Origin of the sequence: Kosakonia sp. PSU_27, from assembly GCF_039409795.1 — a bacterium.
Taxonomy (GTDB): Bacteria; Pseudomonadota; Gammaproteobacteria; order Enterobacterales; family Enterobacteriaceae; genus Kosakonia.
Window position 1 is genome coordinate 1 of record NZ_JBCIVK010000009.1, and the last position, 16,674, is coordinate 16,674.

Annotated in this window: 13 protein-coding genes and 1 riboswitch; of the genes, 4 read left to right on the top strand and 9 right to left on the bottom strand. The window is 54.3% G+C overall.

Features of this window, described 5'->3' with window-relative positions:
* Positions 1 to 272 precede the first annotated feature (272 nt).
* Both murI and btuB read right to left on the bottom strand, forming a co-directional pair.
* Positions 273 to 1,124 (bottom strand): glutamate racemase, encoded by an 852-nt coding sequence (gene murI / locus AAIG26_RS20855; protein ID WP_044489540.1) that lies wholly within the window; start codon positions 1,122 to 1,124, stop codon positions 273 to 275.
* Positions 1,069 to 2,919, bottom strand: coding sequence for a TonB-dependent vitamin B12 receptor BtuB (btuB, locus tag AAIG26_RS20860; protein WP_020455981.1), 1,851 nt, complete (start codon positions 2,917 to 2,919; stop codon positions 1,069 to 1,071). Before btuB ends, murI begins: the two co-directional genes overlap by 56 nt.
* Before the next feature lie 64 nt (positions 2,920 to 2,983).
* Positions 2,984 to 3,156: riboswitch (cobalamin riboswitch) on the bottom strand.
* A 117-nt stretch (positions 3,157 to 3,273) separates the two neighbouring features.
* Here btuB and trmA point away from each other — a divergent pair.
* Positions 3,274 to 4,380, top strand: a complete 1,107-nt coding sequence (trmA, locus tag AAIG26_RS20865; RefSeq protein WP_343181432.1) for a tRNA (uridine(54)-C5)-methyltransferase TrmA — start codon at positions 3,274 to 3,276, stop codon at positions 4,378 to 4,380.
* Positions 4,381 to 4,646: 266 nt separating this feature from the next.
* On the opposite strand, the gene AAIG26_RS20870 is transcribed toward trmA, so the two are convergent.
* The 3 genes from AAIG26_RS20870 to fabR all read right to left on the bottom strand — a co-directional run bounded on the left by AAIG26_RS20870 (position 4,647) and on the right by fabR (position 6,346).
* Positions 4,647 to 5,096: a hypothetical protein gene (locus tag AAIG26_RS20870; protein WP_343181381.1), complete on the bottom strand. Its 450-nt coding sequence runs from the start codon at positions 5,094 to 5,096 to the stop codon at positions 4,647 to 4,649.
* Positions 5,097 to 5,338: 242 nt separating this feature from the next.
* On the bottom strand, positions 5,339 to 5,698 hold the full coding sequence (locus AAIG26_RS20875; RefSeq protein WP_020455977.1) for a YijD family membrane protein: 360 nt from the start codon (positions 5,696 to 5,698) through the stop codon (positions 5,339 to 5,341).
* Positions 5,699 to 5,701: 3 nt separating this feature from the next.
* Entirely contained in the window at positions 5,702 to 6,346 is a 645-nt protein-coding gene (fabR, locus tag AAIG26_RS20880; RefSeq protein WP_017459617.1) for an HTH-type transcriptional repressor FabR, read from the bottom strand.
* A gap of 196 nt (positions 6,347 to 6,542) precedes the next feature.
* Here fabR and sthA point away from each other — a divergent pair, with 196 nt between their 5' ends.
* A complete protein-coding gene (sthA, locus tag AAIG26_RS20885; protein ID WP_044489539.1) occupies positions 6,543 to 7,943 on the top strand; it encodes a Si-specific NAD(P)(+) transhydrogenase in 1,401 nt (466 codons plus the stop codon).
* On the opposite strand, the gene oxyR is transcribed toward sthA, so the two are convergent.
* The 4 genes from oxyR to argC form a co-directional block, all read right to left on the bottom strand.
* Entirely contained in the window at positions 7,926 to 8,843 is a 918-nt protein-coding gene (gene oxyR, locus AAIG26_RS20890; RefSeq protein WP_017459619.1) for a DNA-binding transcriptional regulator OxyR, read from the bottom strand. The two genes, sthA and oxyR, sit on opposite strands and share 18 nt — an antisense overlap.
* Positions 8,844 to 9,104: 261 nt before the next feature.
* Positions 9,105 to 10,478, bottom strand: coding sequence for an argininosuccinate lyase (gene argH / locus AAIG26_RS20895; RefSeq protein ID WP_045512284.1), 1,374 nt, complete (start codon positions 10,476 to 10,478; stop codon positions 9,105 to 9,107).
* A gap of 74 nt (positions 10,479 to 10,552) precedes the next feature.
* Positions 10,553 to 11,329, bottom strand: a complete 777-nt coding sequence (gene argB / locus AAIG26_RS20900) for an acetylglutamate kinase (protein WP_020455972.1) — start codon at positions 11,327 to 11,329, stop codon at positions 10,553 to 10,555.
* Between the two features lie 20 nt (positions 11,330 to 11,349).
* Complete coding sequence (gene argC, locus AAIG26_RS20905; protein ID WP_097407355.1) at positions 11,350 to 12,354, bottom strand: N-acetyl-gamma-glutamyl-phosphate reductase; 1,005 nt, start codon at positions 12,352 to 12,354, stop codon at positions 11,350 to 11,352.
* Between the two features lie 169 nt (positions 12,355 to 12,523).
* Here argC and argE point away from each other — a divergent pair, with 169 nt between their 5' ends.
* A complete protein-coding gene (gene argE, locus AAIG26_RS20910) occupies positions 12,524 to 13,675 on the top strand; it encodes an acetylornithine deacetylase (RefSeq protein WP_343181382.1) in 1,152 nt (383 codons plus the stop codon).
* A 262-nt stretch (positions 13,676 to 13,937) separates the two neighbouring features.
* Positions 13,938 to 16,589 (top strand): phosphoenolpyruvate carboxylase, encoded by a 2,652-nt coding sequence (gene ppc, locus AAIG26_RS20915; RefSeq protein WP_343181383.1) that lies wholly within the window; start codon positions 13,938 to 13,940, stop codon positions 16,587 to 16,589.
* The last annotated feature ends 85 nt before the right edge of the window (positions 16,590 to 16,674 follow it).

Here is a 16,674-nt window from a genome sequence, read left to right on the forward strand (position 1 = left end):
AAGAATCCATGTCACCCTGAGTGCCCACACAGATTGTCTGATAAATTGTTAAAGAGCAGTGCCGCCTCGCTTTTTTGCTGCGGCGCGGGTTGCGTATACTACGCTTTCCCGCCGTGAAGTCAACTGTTTATTTTCAGGTTTCTTCACCTGACAGGCCGGTGTGTTTGCCGTTGTGCCGTGTCAGTGGAGGCGCATTATAGGGAGTTAATTCCCGCTGACAACCCCTAATTTCAAAAAACTTTTCAACCGTCTCTTTTTTGCGCAAAACTGCGCTAAAGCGCCAGTTTTTCGAGCTTTTTGAACCCATAGCGCTGCAAAACGGGCAATAATTGCGCAGTCTCTGGCGTTAATGCCATGCAATAGGCAATATTCTCATCGGAAGATTTCGCATCCGGCGCTTCGTGTTCAAGCAGCCAGGCAGTACGACGCGCAATTGCCGCGCCTGAATCAATCAAACGCGTTCCTTCCGGCAGCACTTGCAGCAACTCGTCTTGCAGTAAAGGAAAGTGCGTACATCCCAGCACCACCGTATCCGGCGGCTCTTTCATGCGCAGCCAGGGGCGAAGGATATGGCGCAGTTCATCCAGCGAGACCGCTTCACCATGCAGTTTCGCTTCCGCCAATACAACCAGCTCCGCCGAACCCAGCATCTCAATCCGACACTCATTCGCGAAACGCGAAATCAGTTCGTGTGTATAAGGACGCTTCACCGTACCCCGCGTGGCCAGCAGCCCTACCACGCCGTTCGCCGTTAGACGCGCGGCGGGTTTGATGGCAGGCACGACGCCGACGACAGGGAAGGAAAACGTCTCCCGCAGCGCGGGCAAAGATACGGTGCTCGCCGTATTACAGGCAATAACGGCCAGTGCGAGGGGGTATTGGGCCTGAACGGCGGCGACGATTTCGACAACGCGCTCAACAATAAACGCTTCGCTTTTCTCACCATAGGGGAAAGCGACATTGTCAAACGCGTAGATGTAATGCAGATCCGGCAGGAGATGCCGGATCTCATCATAAACGGATAACCCACCGACGCCGGAGTCAAACACCAGCACGGTGGGACGTGCGTCAGAAGGTGTAGCTGCCAGACAAGGTGTATTCCCGTCCTGCAGTTTGGTAGCCATATGCTGTCTCGTACTCTTTATCGAACAGGTTGGCGATTTTACCACGAACTGTTAAATGAGAGGTCACAGGATATGAGGCAGAAAAATCAACCGTACTATAACTTGGCAAAATACGTTGCTCAGGATTATAGGTTGACGTGCGGTTGTCATAGCGCTTACCGAAGTACTCCCAGGCCAGATCCATATCGACATTCAATACGGACCAGTCAAGCTGGTACTTCGCCTGACGCTTCGCACGACGCGGCAGCACTTCATTGGTTTCATCATCACGCGGATCAATGTATTGCAGCGTCACGCGATGCGAGAAAATGCCGGTATCCACGCTGCCCGTCCACTCAACGCCTTTAATAGTGGCAGAGTTGATGTTGTAGTAAGCCGTATTGCTATAGGTGATCAGGTTTTCAATCTCATAGCGATAGGCAGACAAACGCCAGTCCAGCGGGCCGGTTAAGCCTTCAACACCCGCTTCCCACTGTCTGGACTCTTCCGGTTTCAGGTTCGGGTTGGAAGCAATGCCAAAACGCTTCGCACCAAACTGCTGGCCTAAAGAAGGCGCCAGGAAGCCGGTGCCATAAGAGACGGTCAGACGGTAGTTTTCAACGAACTCCCAGCCAGCAGCGGTCTGCCAGGTACCATGCCAGCCGAACTCGTCATCTTTATCTTCACGGCCCGAGGCTTCCAGCGTGACATCGCCGAACTGCTGCATCCCGTTCAGGTACAAGCCCGTATTCTCACGCTCATAAGCATCGCGCGTCGTTTTATTCGATGAAACCAGGCGCTCTTGTTTCCAGTCTACGCCCGCGCCAACAGAACCTTTGCCGACATCAACGTTATTGCCCCACTGAATGTATCGCTGCTCCATATCATCCAGCGTGGTGCCGTCGTTATAGCGGCCATAAATGCTGCTGTAGTTGTAGTCTTTGCTTTTCTGGTAGCTGGCCAGCAACTGGGACGAATAGATCCCCTCGGCGAAATTCAGCCCGGTATCCCAACCCTGCACAAACAGTTGACGCTCATCGGCGCTATAGTCTGGCGCGAACGGTGGGCTGCCAAGATCGTAATCCACGTTGTTGCTAAAGTTGTAACCGCGAAAGAAACCGTCGACGTTATCGTTGAACTTGTGCTGCAGGCTGCCCCAGAACGTTTTGTTGCGATAACCATCGCGATCACTGTCATGATCCCAGGTTGAACCGGGCTGCACATTAAAACCGCGTGTGCTGGTATAAGAACCCGCCGCCGTCGCCACGGTGTCGCCAAAGCGCTGGCGCAGCGTACCGTCGTAGGTCTGATAGCCTTTCGAGCCTACGCCGGCATTGATTTGTGATTTCTCATTGCCGGTCATGGTAATGACGTTAACCACGCCGCCAATCGCCCCGGAGCCATACACGGCAGAGCGCGGCCCGCGAATATATTCAACGCGTTGTACTAAAGAGAGCGGGATTTGATTCAGCTCGGGATCGTTGGAAATCCCTGAGCGCGCAACCGGTACGCCATCAATCAGCAGCAGCAGGTGTTTCGCTTCTGTACCCCGCACATAAACCGAAGCGGTCTGGCCTAATCCGCCGTTTTGCGCGATATCAACTCCAGGCAGGCGACGCAGCACATCAACCAGTGAGCGCGACTGCCAGCGATCGATGTCCTCACGCGTCACCACTTCAGTTGGTGCAAGCACCGTCTTAGCCGGTTGTTGAAAACGATTTGCTGTCACCACCAAAGTGTCTGAGCTGCTATCTTGCGCCCAGCCGGAAAAAGCTGTGACGGAGAGCGCCGTCAGCAGCGAAGCTTTTTTAATCATTGTGAAAGCATCCACAAAAGAGTAAGGATGCCGCAGGTTCCATCAATAGCACGCGATGATGTCACCAGATGCGACGTATACCGGCAGGTCTTCGGGCTTGGAGGTACATCAAGAAAGCGACTTCCCACCCCACAGGCAGTGTCTGCTCTCTCACCTTGATCCTTACCGCTGCGCGTCAGCCCCAGATTCTCACTGGGTTCCCTTTTAACTCACAGGACCGGAACAAGGATGCTACATTCTGTAACATATGGATGTCCAGACTGCTAACTGACTATTTAGCTCACATCCGGGGCTGGACATCGCCTGAGCAATGCCTACAATCCCCGCGTTATTCTTAATCACTCAGGAAGCATGATGACCCCCGAACACCTGCCGACAGAACAGTACGAAGCCCAGCTGGCCGAAAAAGTGGTGCGTCTGCAATCAATGATGACGCCTTTTTCCGCGCCGCTTCCGGAGGTGTTCCGCTCACCGGTCAGCCATTACCGTATGCGCGCCGAATTCCGCATCTGGCATGACGGCGACGATCTCTACCACATCATTTTCGATCAGCAGACGAAATCGCGGATCCGCGTGGACAGCTTCCCGGCGGCAAGCGAGCTGATTAACCAATTAATGACGGTAATGATCGAGGCGGTACGCGGCAATAAAACACTGCGTCATAAACTGTTCCAGATTGATTACCTGAGCACCATGAGCAACCAGGCGATTGTCACTCTGCTCTATCACAAAAAGCTGGATGATGAATGGCAGGCAGAAGCCGCGCACTTGCGTGACGCGCTGCGCGCCCGGAATCTGAATGTGCAGTTAATTGGCCGTGCGACCAAAACCAAAATCGAGCTGGATCAGGATTTTGTCGATGAGCGTCTGCCGGTCGGTGGCAGAGAGATGATCTACCGCCAGGTGGAGAACAGCTTTACGCAGCCTAACGCCGCGATGAATATCCAAATGCTGGAATGGGCGCTTGATGCCACGCGCGATTCAACGGGCGATCTGCTGGAGCTGTATTGCGGCAATGGCAACTTTTCGCTGGCGCTGGCACGCAATTTCGATCGTGTGCTGGCAACCGAAATCGCCAAACCGTCCGTGGCGGCAGCGCAATACAATATCGCGGCTAACCACATTGATAACGTGCAGATTATCCGCATGTCCGCCGAAGAATTTACGCAGGCGATGAATGGCGTGCGCGCTTTTAACCGTTTGCAGGGTATCGATCTTGCGAGCTACCAGTGCGAAACGATTTTCGTCGATCCGCCGCGCAGCGGGCTGGACGCGGAAACCGAGAAAATGGTGCAGGCCTATCCGCGTATTCTGTATATCTCCTGCAACCCGGAAACGCTGTGTAAAAACCTGGAAGCATTGAGCCAGACACACGATATTTCACGTCTGGCGCTGTTCGATCAATTCCCGTATACGCACCATATGGAGTGCGGCGTACTGCTTACGCGTAAAAATAAATAGCGCTATACAAAACCCGGCAATTCCATTTAACGGCTGGCCTGTCAATCAGGCCAGCCGAATAATAGCGGTGAGACGCAAATGACTGCTGCGCGTAACTATTTACTTATCAGAATAATGACTATTGCGGAACGTGATCTCGCTAACGTTATTTCATAATAGTTTGTGAATGTTCTGATGCGGTATTTATATCACCAGAGATGTTCGCTTCTGATATTTCGCGTTCAGCCCCGCGAGAAGCAGGGCTGAGAAATAATGCGTTTTACGGGTTATTTATCGGCAATAAAGTGGTCATCATCACCCACCGGAATATAAACGCGAACCCACTCTTTACCGTCGACAATATCCCAGCTGTGACCTTCGCCCGCCGTGTCTGCCGCAAGCAGAACCGTGCCGGGTTCGATGATGAAGGTTGAGCCATCGCTCACCCTGAACTTAAGTTTGCCTTTCATCGTCACCACGTATTGCTTCTTCGGTGCCGGATGTACCCCTTTCTGCCACTCTTCGAATGTATTGCTGAAGTAGAGATTTTGCGACGAGAGCTTCGCCAGCGAGGGAACAGAACCTTTAATAAACGCCGAGTGGTTATCCGCCGTATTAATGAGCTTTATCGCCGGAATACGGTGCTCGCTCTCATTCGTTTTTATTGTATCCGCGAATGCGGCGACCGAAATAACTAAACCGGCCGTGGCTAACAGAAGTTGTGTTATTTTTTTCATGAGGATGTCCAGAGTTAATTTTAACCTGTCACCTGGATCAAGCGATCGTAAGGCAACCGAATAAAATGCCGGATCAGTACATCAGATGAAATGCGTTTTACCGTAGATTTTTTTAATTAATAAATTATTGATGAATTCTGGCAGGGAGTTATTTCGCAAACGCAGAACAAAGGGATTAATAACTTTCAACACTTGATTCATTGGGAATGAAAATCCCCTCTCGCAGGGAGAGGGGATAATGCTTATTCAGAGGCTTCGTGTTTGCGATCGCGCAGACGAAAACCAATCCAGAAAACTAGCACCACCGACAAAACGGCAGGCAGGAAGTTAGAACCGATATCCGGATACTCGGCGCGCACCACCGTACTGTAAATCAGCACACCGAGGATAAAACACGCGGCGGCAAGGCCTGGCAGACCCACCGGCATCGTGCGATTTTGATAGCGCTGATGCAGACAATACACCGTCAGCACCAGCGAGATAATCGGGAATATTGAAAACGGTACAATCGAGCTGAACACGGCAGAGAACGTACCGTTAATCGATAAGCCAGCGATGAGCGCCAGCAGCAACGTACCTTTATCTTGACCAGACTGTTTCATTACTCATCCTTCACTCGTCGGTTGATGCGCCAGTTTTTCCTGTTCACGGCGATACCAGTAATACGCGCCTTTTGAAATCATGCGCAATTGTAGTACCAGTCGCTCTTCTAGTTGCCTGCGTTGTTCCGCCCCCACATCCAGCGCTTCAGCGCCGGCGTTGAAGACAATCGTCACCATCGCTTCGGCTTGCGCTTCAGTGAACGCTCGCGGCATATGGTTTTCGAGTTCAAGGTAGTCGGCAAGTTCCGCAATAAAATGTTGGATCTCACGCGCCACCGCCGCACGAAAGGCTGCGGACGTTCCGGAGCGTTCCCGCAACAGGAGCTGAAAAGCGTTGGGATTATTGCCGATAAATTCCATAAATGTGGAAACTGATGTGCGGATAACGCTACCGCCTTTCGCAATACGCTGACGCGCCTGGCGCATCAACTGGCGCAGCATTAACCCGCTTTCATCCACCATGGTCAGACCGAGTTCATCCACATCCCGGAAATGACGATAAAAAGACGTTGGCGCAATACCTGCCTCACGGGCGACTTCCCGCAGGCTCAGGCTGGCGAAGCTGCGCTCCGCGCTGAGTTGGCTAAATGCGGCTTCGATCAGCGAACGCCGCGTTCTCTCTTTTTGTTGCGCTCTTACACCCATCACGATGTTTGAATCCTTCCAGGGGCCCGCTGGCACTATACCAGAGAATAAATCCGATCCGATTGTACTGGATTGTGACTGATTGTTTACGCGCAGTTTCTTCTTTTTCGTGGCAAAAGAGCACAACGATAATTGGGTTACCGCCGCTTTGATGTTAGTATTATGTTGCTTTTATGTATAAGAACAGGTAAGCCTTACCATGCCACATTCCTACGATTATGATGCAATAGTAATAGGCTCCGGCCCCGGCGGCGAAGGCGCAGCCATGGGCCTGGTTAAACAAGGAGCACGGGTCGCGGTTATTGAGCGTTACCACAATGTCGGCGGCGGCTGTACGCATTGGGGCACTATCCCCTCAAAAGCGTTGCGCCACGCCGTTAGCCGTATTATCGAATTCAACCAAAACCCGCTCTACAGTGACCACACCCGCCTTCTCCGCTCCTCTTTCGCCGATATCCTGAACCATGCTGAAAGCGTGATTAATCAGCAAACGCGCATGCGTCAGGGCTTTTATGAGCGTAACCGCTGCGAAATTTTAGAAGGCAACGCCCATTTTATTGATGACCACACACTGGCGCTGGAGTGCCACGACGGCACTGTCGAAACCATCACCGCCGAAAAATTTGTTATCGCCTGCGGCTCCCGCCCCTACCGTCCGGCCGATGTCGATTTTGCCCATCCCCGTGTTTACGACAGCGACTCGATCCTCGATATGCACCACGAGCCCCGCCATGTGATCATCTACGGCGCGGGGGTGATCGGTTGCGAATATGCGTCGATCTTCCGCGGTATGAATGTCAAAGTGGATCTGATTAACACCCGCGATCGCCTGCTGGCGTTCCTTGATCAGGAAATGTCGGACTCACTCTCTTATCACTTCTGGAATAGCGGCGTCGTTATCCGCCATAACGAAGAGTACGAGCGCATCGAGCCGCTGGATGACGGGGTGATTATGCACCTGAAATCCGGCAAAAAACTGAAAGCCGACTGCCTGCTCTACGCCAACGGCCGTACCGGGAACACCGACAGCCTGCAACTGGCGAATATTGGCCTTGAAGCGGACGGACGCGGTCAGTTGAAGGTTAACAGCATGTACCAAACCGCGCTGCCGCACGTCTATGCGGTAGGCGATGTGATTGGCTACCCCAGCCTGGCATCAGCGGCTTACGATCAGGGGCGCATTGCCGCGCAGGCGATGGTCAAAGGCGAAGCCACGGCGCATCTGATTGAAGATATTCCGACCGGGATTTATACCATTCCGGAGATCAGTTCCGTGGGCAAAACCGAACAGCAACTCACGGCCATGAAAGTGCCGTATGAAGTGGGTCGCGCGCAGTTTAAACACCTGGCGCGGGCGCAGATTGTCGGCATGAATGTCGGTACGCTGAAGATCCTGTTCCACCGCGAAACGAAAGAGATTTTGGGAATTCACTGCTTTGGCGAGCGCGCGGCCGAAATTATTCATATCGGCCAGGCGATTATGGAGCAGAAAGGTGGCGGTAACACCATTGAGTACTTCGTTAACACCACCTTTAACTACCCGACAATGGCGGAAGCCTACCGGGTAGCGGCATTAAACGGCTTAAACCGCCTGTTTTAACGCTGTGTCGAAATGGCCATCCATCGCACCACGGATGGCCTCTGCCAGCTGCTCATAGCGGCTGCGCAGCGGCGAACCCGGGCGATACACCAGCCCAACCGTGCGTTTCGGTTCAGGTTTGATGCACGGCAGATACACCACGCCATCGCGTTTACGCTCGCGCGGAACGGAAAGCGCAGGCAGCAACGTGATGCCACTCCCGGCGGCGACCATATTGCGCAGCGTTTCCAGGCTGGTTGCGCGGAAATGCGTATCTTCGTCCGCACCCGCCTCAAAGCAGAAGCCCATCGCCTGGTCGCGCAGGCAGTGCCCGTCTTCCAGCATCAGCAGCTTTTCGCCCGCCAGGTCAGCCATCGGCACACATTCGCGGTTCGCCCACGGATGATCTTCATAAATCGCCAGCATCATCGGCTCATCGTACAGCGGCACCTCAATAAAGGCTTCGCTCTCTTTCACCAGCGCGAGGATCGCACAGTCGAGCTTGCCGCTGTCCAACTGCGCTAAAAGCTGATGCGTCTGCGCTTCATGCAGATACATTTCCAGTTTCGGGAAAGTCTGGTGCAACAGCGGAATGATATGCGGCAACAGGTAAGGTCCAACGGTTGGGATCAGGCCAATATGCAGCGGGCCGGACATCGTTTCCCCCTGCTGGCTTGCCATTTCCTTCAGCACTTTGACCTCGCGCAGCACGGTGCGCGCCTGATCTACCAGCAACAAACCCGCCTGGGTGAACAGCACTTTGCGGCTGGTACGCTCCAGCAGCATTACGCCAAGTTCATCTTCCAGTTTACGGATCTGCCCGCTCAGCGTGGGCTGGCTGACGTGGCAAGAATCGGCTGCACGGCGAAAATGGCGGTGTTCGGCTAACGCCACCAGGTACTCAAGATCACGAATATTCATTATTCATCCTCCGTCGCCACGATAGTTCATGGCGATAGATAGCATAGCAACGAACGATTATCCCTATCAAGCATTCTGTTCAATAATTAGCACCAGAAACGAAGCGGCACCTCAGCTTGACCCGTGATGAGGCAACTACCCTCTGTTTCTCTCTGAACAACTAAAGCCAACGTGAACGTTTTGCGGACCTTAGCGTCCGCATTTTTTTGCATAAAAAAGCCCGGCGTAACGCCAGGCTCCTGTTTGCAAACTGTAGCGTGCTTACACCAACCGCGCCTTCGCATCCGCAATGGCCTGCGCGACCTGCACCGGTGACACGCCGCCTTTCGCCGCACGTTTATCAAGGCAGGATTGCAGTGACAGAATGGGATAAACATCATCGCCAATCACATCGCTGAATTTTTGCAGATCGGCAAGTGGCAGATCTTCCAGCGGTTTGCCCTGGCGAATCGCTTCCACCACCGCTTCACCAACGATGTGGTGCGCTTCGCGAAACGGTACGCCTTTCGCGACAAGGTAATCCGCCAGTTCGGTGGCATTGGCGTAACCCTGCTGCGCCGCTTCCTGACAACGCGGGCGTTTCACCTGAATGCCGTCCAGCACCAGCGCCGCCATGTGCAGGCAGTCAAGCCAGGTGTCGAGCGCGTCGAACAGCCCTTCTTTGTCTTCCTGCATATCTTTGTTGTACGCCAGCGGCAGGCCTTTAAGCGTCATCATCATGCCGGTTAACGCGCCCTGCACACGGCCGCATTTACCACGGATCAGCTCCAGCGCATCCGGGTTTTTCTTTTGCGGCATCAGTGAAGAACCAGAGGTTACGCGGTCAGAAAGCTCAACAAACGCCGCTTCGCCGGAGTTAAAGAAAATCAGATCTTCGGCAAAGCGCGACAGATGCACCATACCGATTGAAGCGTCAGAGAGCAGTTCCAGCACGTGGTCGCGGTCGGATACGCTGTCCAGGCTGTTGCGGGTTGCCGAGGCAAAACCCAGCCAGCCCGCTAACTGCTCACGGTCGATTTCATAAGCCGTTCCCGCCAGCGCGCCGCTGCCCAGCGGGCTGACATCCAGGCGTTTTAGCGTATCCTGCAAGCGGCTTTCATCACGCGCCAGCATCTCAACATAGGCCAGCGACCAGTGCGCGAACGTCACCGGCTGCGCGCGTTGCAGGTGAGTATAACCAGGCATGACTGCGTCCTGGTTATTTTCCGCCGTCACCACCAGCGCGCTCTGCAACTGGCGATTCGCCAGCAGCAATTCACTGATGGTGTCTTTACACCACAGTTTCAGATCGGTCGCTACCTGGTCATTACGGCTGCGCCCGGTATGCAGTTTTTTGCCCAGTTGACCCACTTTATCGATCAACTTGCCTTCCACCCAACTGTGAATATCTTCCGCGTCGCTTTGCAGGATCTGCTGCGGATTAGCGCGCACCTCTTCCAGCAGATTATTCAACGCTTCTTCCAGTTGCTGCTGCTCAGCCGCAGTCAGCACGCCAACGGTTACCAGCGCTTTAGACCAGGCCACAGAGCCAACGATATCCTGCTCCGCCAGGCGATAGTCAAAGCGCAAAGAGTCGTTGAACTGTTTGAACCGTTGATCCGCTGCCTGAGTAAAACGCCCGCCCCAAAGTGCCATAGTTTGCTTCCTTCTCTTTATCCGTTTTGCCGGACGGCGCAGCGCCTGCCCGGCCTACATAAATTGTTGTGTCGTTACGCCAGAATACGGGTGCCGATCGGCGTGCCGTTAAACAGCGCGGGTAGCTGCTCGGCATGACGCCAGGAGGCGATATCCACCGGGCGACCCAGCGTGCGCGCCGCGTCCAGCGCCGCGTTTACTTTTACGATCATGCCATCGGTAATGATGCCCTGGGCGATCAGTTGCTCCGCTTTCGCCGCTGTCATCTCGGCAATACGCTGGCCTTTTCCATCCAGAATACCGCTTACATCGGAGAGCAGAATCAGATCTGCGCCCAATGTTGCAGCCAGTGCGGTTGCTGCCTGGTCGGCGTTGACGTTCATCAGCTCACCTTCATCGGTGACGCCGATGGAGCTGATCACCGGCAAAAAGCCGCCATCAAGCAGCGCATTGATCAGTTTCGGTGAACCCGGTTGTGCCAGGCCGACATGCCCCAGTTCTTCATCCAGTTGCGTCACTTTCACGCTGTCGCCATCACCGAGGAACAGGCCGACAGAGGCGATATGGTGTTTCTTCGCCCACGCCAGCAGGGTTTTGTTGGCCGTACCGGCCAGCGCACCGGTGATGATGTCAATCTGATCCGCCGGGGTTACGCGCAGGCCATTTTTCTTTTTAACCGGCAGGTTAAGCTGTTTCATCAGCTCATCCACCACGCAGCCGCCGCCGTGGACAATCACTAACGGGCGCTGATGAGATTCACGATAGTGCACCAGTGCCGTAAACAAACGCTCCAGCGCTTCCTCGCTATCCAGCAGTACGCCACCGAGCTTAATAATTAATGGATTCATCATCACGATCACGCCTGTTCAATTTAAATAAGTGACTGAGTTTCAGCATAGCCAAAACGAATATTCGCGCACTGTACCGCCTGCGCCGCCGCGCCTTTCAGCAGGTTATCTTCCGTGGCGACGACAATCAGGTGCTCATCCTGTACCGCAAAACCGATATCGCAGAACGGCAGGCCAACCACGTTTTTCAACGCCGGAACGCCTTTGTCATACAGACGCACCAGCGGTTTATCGCCATACGCTTGTTTGAATACATCCGCCACCTGTGCGTGGGTAACGCCCGGTTGCAAACGGCAGGTGATGGTTTCAAGGATCCCACGCGGGAAGCTCGCCAGGTGCGGGGTGAAGATCACACTCGCGCCAAGGTGAGTAGCGATTTCCGGATGGTGGCGATGGTTGAAAACACCGTACGGTTGCAGGCTCACTTCGCAGAAACTGTTAGAAAGCGCCGCTTTGCGCCCCGCGCCGCTTACGCCGCTGGTGGCGTTGATCACCGGCCATTGGTTCAGATCCAGCAGCCCGGCGTCGATCAACGGTTTTAATGACAACTGCGCCGCCGTCGGATAGCACCCCGGCACGGCAATTAATTGCGCTTCTTTCAGTTTGTTATGGTTCCACTCCGCCAGCCCATACACTGCCTGTGCCAGCAGATCGGTATGCTGATGGGTGAAGCCGTAGAATTTTTCGTAAAACGCGGGATCGTTAACGCGGAACGCACCAGAGAGATCGAACACCACACATCCCGCCGCCAGGCAGGTTGGCGCCAGATCGTGGCTCACTTCATGGGCGGTGGCGAGGAAGACAACATCCACGCCCTCCAGGAAATCGCCAATATCGGACATCGGTTGTAACGGGAGATCAACAATGCCTTTCAACTGCGGATGTAAATCAGAGATACATTTTCCTGCATCATTACTTTGCGCAGAAACCGTCAAAGCGGTTATGTTCATATGAGGATGGCGATTTACATAGGTCACTAGCTCTGCACCAGCATAACCGCTGGCACCCACAATTAATGTGTTCAACATTGGGGCGGTTTACCTTCTTACGTCATGTGTGCCAGGGAAAGACTCGGCATCAATCCCGCGTCGCTGAGCAAAGTCGCCGCATGGGTTCCTTTACGTTCAACATTAATGTATTTTTATTCACATTTAGTGCATGAATATTGATACTATCACGAACTCAGGTATGTCAACAATGAAAATGAATTTGCCACCATTTATCGAGATCTACCGCGCCCTGATAGCCACGCCGTCGATCAGCGCGACGGAAGAAGCGCTGGATCAGAGCAATGCGTCTTTAATCAATTTGCTGGCTGGATGGTTTGGCGATCTCGGTTTCAAGGTTGAAGTGCAGCCGGTTCCCGGCACCCGTAACAAATTCAATATGCTTGCCAGTGCCGGAACCGGCGCGGGCGGCCTGTTGCTGACCGGTCACACCGACACAGTGCCGTTCGATGATGGTCGCTGGACGCGCGACCCGTTTACGCTCACCGAGCATGACAACAAGCTCTACGGTCTGGGCACCGCCGATATGAAAGGCTTTTTCGCCTTTATTCTTGATGCGCTGCGTGACGTCGATGTGACAAAACTGAGCAAGCCGCTGTATGTGCTCGCCACCGCCGATGAAGAGACCAGCATGGCCGGTGCGCGCTATTTCTCCGAGAACACGCAACTGCGCCCGGACTGCGCCATCATTGGCGAACCGACCTCTTTGCAGCCGGTGCGTGCGCATAAAGGCCATATCTCCAATGCGATTCGCATTCTTGGTCAATCCGGCCACTCCAGCGATCCGGCGCGCGGCGTCAACGCCATCGAACTGATGCACGATGCCATCGGCCATATTCTGCAACTACGCGACAGCCTGAAAGAACGTTATCACTACGACGCGTTCACCGTGCCGTATCCAACATTGAACCTTGGGCATATTCACGGTGGTGATGCGGCAAACCGTATCTGCGCCTGTTGCGAACTGCATATGGATATTCGTCCGCTACCGGGCATGACGCTTAACGATCTCAATGGGCTGTTAAACGATGCGCTGGAGCCGGTAAGTTCCCGCTGGCCGGGTCGTTTGACCGTTTCTGAACTGCACCCGCCGATTCCGGGATACGAATGCCCGCCGGATCACCAACTGGTAGAAGTGGTGGAAAAACTGCTCGGCGTCGAAACCGACGTAGTGAACTACTGCACCGAAGCGCCCTTTATTCAGACGCTTTGCCCGACGCTGGTGCTGGGGCCGGGGTCTATTAACCAGGCGCATCAGCCGGATGAATATCTGGAAACCCGCTTTATTAAACCAACACGCGAACTCATCACCCAGGTCGTTCATCATTTCTGCTGGCACTGAAGTGATTTTCGCTTTTTTACCCCCTCGTATGAGGGGGTTTTTATGTGCGAAAAAGCGTGACAATTGTCACGATCCCATAAGCAATACTTATTGGACACGATGCGAATTAAATTTCGTAAATTGCCGACATTTATTCGTTTGCTGAAGCGATTTCGCAACAATTGACGCGGTGGGTTTTACGTGGCTTTATAAAAGACGGTGTCTTATATCTGCGCAACGGCAGGTATAACAAAATAAAATGAGATGGGGTGTCTGGGGTAACATGAACGAACAATATTCCGCTTTGCGTAGTAATGTCAGTATGCTCGGCAAACTGCTGGGAGATACCATTAAGGATGCTCTCGGCGAGAACATTCTCGACCGGGTAGAAACAATCCGTAAGCTGTCCAAATCCTCCCGCGCCGGGAATGAAGCCAGCCGTCAGGAACTGCTCACCACTTTGCAGAATCTGTCCAATGACGAACTGCTGCCGGTAGCCCGCGCGTTTAGCCAGTTCCTGAACCTTGCTAACACCGCTGAGCAATACCATAGCATTTCAGCGAAAGGCGAAGCGGCCAGCAACCCGGAAGTGATTGCCCAGACCATCAGAAAGCTGAAAGACCAACCCAATCTCAACGAAGCCACAATTATTAAAGCGATTGAATCACTGTCGCTGGAGCTGGTGCTGACTGCGCACCCGACCGAAATTACTCGCCGTACGCTGATCCACAAAATGGTGGAAGTGAATAACTGCTTAAAGCAGCTAGATAACAGCGATATCGCCGATTATGAACGCCACCAGCTGATGCGCCGCCTGCGCCAGTTGATTGCCCAGTCCTGGCATACCGATGAAATCCGCAGAAACCGTCCAAGCCCGGTAGATGAAGCCAAATGGGGCTTTGCGGTGGTGGAAAACAGCCTGTGGGAAGGCGTGCCAAATTACCTGCGCGAGCTGAACGAACAGCTGGAAGAGAACCTCAATTACAAACTGCCGGTGGACTTTGTGCCGGTGCGTTTTACCTCGTGGATGGGCGGCGACCGTGACGGCAACCCGAACGTTACCGCTGATATCACCCGTCATGTCCTGCTGCTCAGCCGCTGGAAAGCAACCGATCTGTTCCTGAAGGACATTCAGTTGCTGATTTCCGAACTGTCGATGGTGGAGTGTACCGACGAGTTGCGCGAACTGGCGGGCGCAGAAGGCGCGCGTGAACCGTATCGCTACCTGATGAAGAAGCTGCGCGGCGATCTGATGGCCACCCAGGCCTGGCTGGAAGCGCGCCTGAAAGGCCAGAAATTACCGAAACCGGCCGGACTGCTGGTGCAAAACGAGCAACTGTGGGAACCGCTCTACGCCTGTTATAAATCGTTGCAGGCCTGCGGCATGGGCATTATCGCCAACGGGGAACTGCTCGATACATTACGCCGCGTGAAGAGTTTTGGCGTGCCACTGGTACGCATCGACATTCGCCAGGAGAGCACCCGTCATACGGAAGCGCTGGGCGAATTAACGCGTTACCTGGGTATTGGCGACTACGAAAGCTGGTCGGAAGCGGACAAACAGGCATTCCTGATCCGCGAACTGAACTCTAAACGTCCGCTGCTGCCGCGCCAGTGGGAGCCAAGCGAAGAGACCCGCGAAGTGCTGGACACCTGCCGGGTGATCGCCGAAGCGCCGCGCGGATCTATCGCCGCGTATGTGATCTCAATGGCGAAGACGCCTTCAGACGTGCTGGCAGTTCACCTGCTGCTGAAAGAAGCCGGTATCGGTTTTGCGCTGCCGGTCGCGCCGCTGTTTGAAACCCTTGATGACCTGAATAACGCCGACGACGTGATGACCCAGTTGCTGAATATCGACTGGTATCGCGGCTTTATCCAGGGCAAACAGATGGTGATGATTGGCTACTCCGACTCGGCGAAAGACGCGGGCGTGATGGCCGCTTCCTGGGCACAGTACCAGGCGCAGGACGCATTAATCAAAACCTGCGAAAAAGCAGGAATCGAACTGACACTGTTCCACGGTCGCGGCGGCTCTATTGGCCGTGGCGGCGCACCGGCTCACGCCGCACTGCTTTCGCAACCGCCAGGCAGCCTGAAAGGGGGTTTGCGCGTGACCGAACAGGGCGAAATGATCCGCTTCAAATACGGTCTGCCGGAAGTCACCATCAGTAGTTTGTCGCTCTATACCAGCGCGATCATGGAAGCCAACCTGCTGCCGCCGCCGGAGCCAAAAACCGAGTGGCGCCATATTATGGACGAGCTCTCAACCATCTCCTGCGATATGTACCGCGGCTATGTGCGCGAAAACAAAGATTTCGTAACGTACTTCCGTTCCGCCACGCCGGAGCAGGAACTGGGTAAACTGCCGCTGGGTTCTCGCCCGGCGAAACGTCGCCCGACCGGCGGCGTTGAATCGCTGCGCGCGATCCCATGGATCTTCGCCTGGACGCAAAACCGTCTGATGCTGCCAGCCTGGCTGGGCGCGGGCGCGGCGTTGCAGAAAGTGGTGGAAGACGGCAAACAGAGCGAGCTGGAAGCCATGTGCCGCGACTGGCCCTTCTTCTCCACTCGTCTGGGCATGCTGGAGATGGTGTTCTCGAAAGCCGACCTGTGGCTGGCAGAATATTACGATCAGCGTCTGGTGAAACCTGAACTGTGGGCGCTGGGTAGTGAGCTGCGCAAACTGCTGGAAGCGGATATCAAAGTGGTACTGGCAATCGCCAACGACTCGCACTTAATGGCCGATCTGCCGTGGATCGCCGAATCCATCCAGTTGCGTAACATCTATACCGACCCGCTGAACGTGTTGCAGGCCGAGCTGCTGCACCGCTCGCGCCTTGCGGAAGAAGAAGGCAAAGAGCCGGATCACCGCGTTGAGCAAGCGCTGATGGTCACGATCGCCGGGGTGGCGGCGGGTATGCGTAATACCGGTTAATTTCGCTATCATCGCAAAAGGCCACACTGGTTGTGGCCTTTTTTGATCCTGCCAGTTAAGGTTGTCCCTTCGCCAGCAACCAAAG

Coding starts and splice junctions, on each gene's coding strand:
- btuB (WP_020455981.1), bottom strand. CDS start 2,919: ATGATTAAAAAAGCTTCGCTGCTGACGGCGCTCTCCGTCACAGCTTTT.
- murI (WP_044489540.1), bottom strand. CDS start 1,124: ATGGCTACCAAACTGCAGGACGGGAATACACCTTGTCTGGCAGCTACA.
- AAIG26_RS20870 (WP_343181381.1), bottom strand. CDS start 5,096: ATGAAAAAAATAACACAACTTCTGTTAGCCACGGCCGGTTTAGTTATT.
- oxyR (WP_017459619.1), bottom strand. CDS start 8,843: ATGAATATTCGTGATCTTGAGTACCTGGTGGCGTTAGCCGAACACCGC.
- argB (WP_020455972.1), bottom strand. CDS start 11,329: ATGATGAATCCATTAATTATTAAGCTCGGTGGCGTACTGCTGGATAGC.
- argC (WP_097407355.1), bottom strand. CDS start 12,354: ATGTTGAACACATTAATTGTGGGTGCCAGCGGTTATGCTGGTGCAGAG.
- sthA (WP_044489539.1), top strand. CDS start 6,543: ATGCCACATTCCTACGATTATGATGCAATAGTAATAGGCTCCGGCCCC.
- argE (WP_343181382.1), top strand. CDS start 12,524: ATGAAAATGAATTTGCCACCATTTATCGAGATCTACCGCGCCCTGATA.
- trmA (WP_343181432.1), top strand. CDS start 3,274: ATGACCCCCGAACACCTGCCGACAGAACAGTACGAAGCCCAGCTGGCC.
- ppc (WP_343181383.1), top strand. CDS start 13,938: ATGAACGAACAATATTCCGCTTTGCGTAGTAATGTCAGTATGCTCGGC.
- argH (WP_045512284.1), bottom strand. CDS start 10,478: ATGGCACTTTGGGGCGGGCGTTTTACTCAGGCAGCGGATCAACGGTTC.
- AAIG26_RS20875 (WP_020455977.1), bottom strand. CDS start 5,698: ATGAAACAGTCTGGTCAAGATAAAGGTACGTTGCTGCTGGCGCTCATC.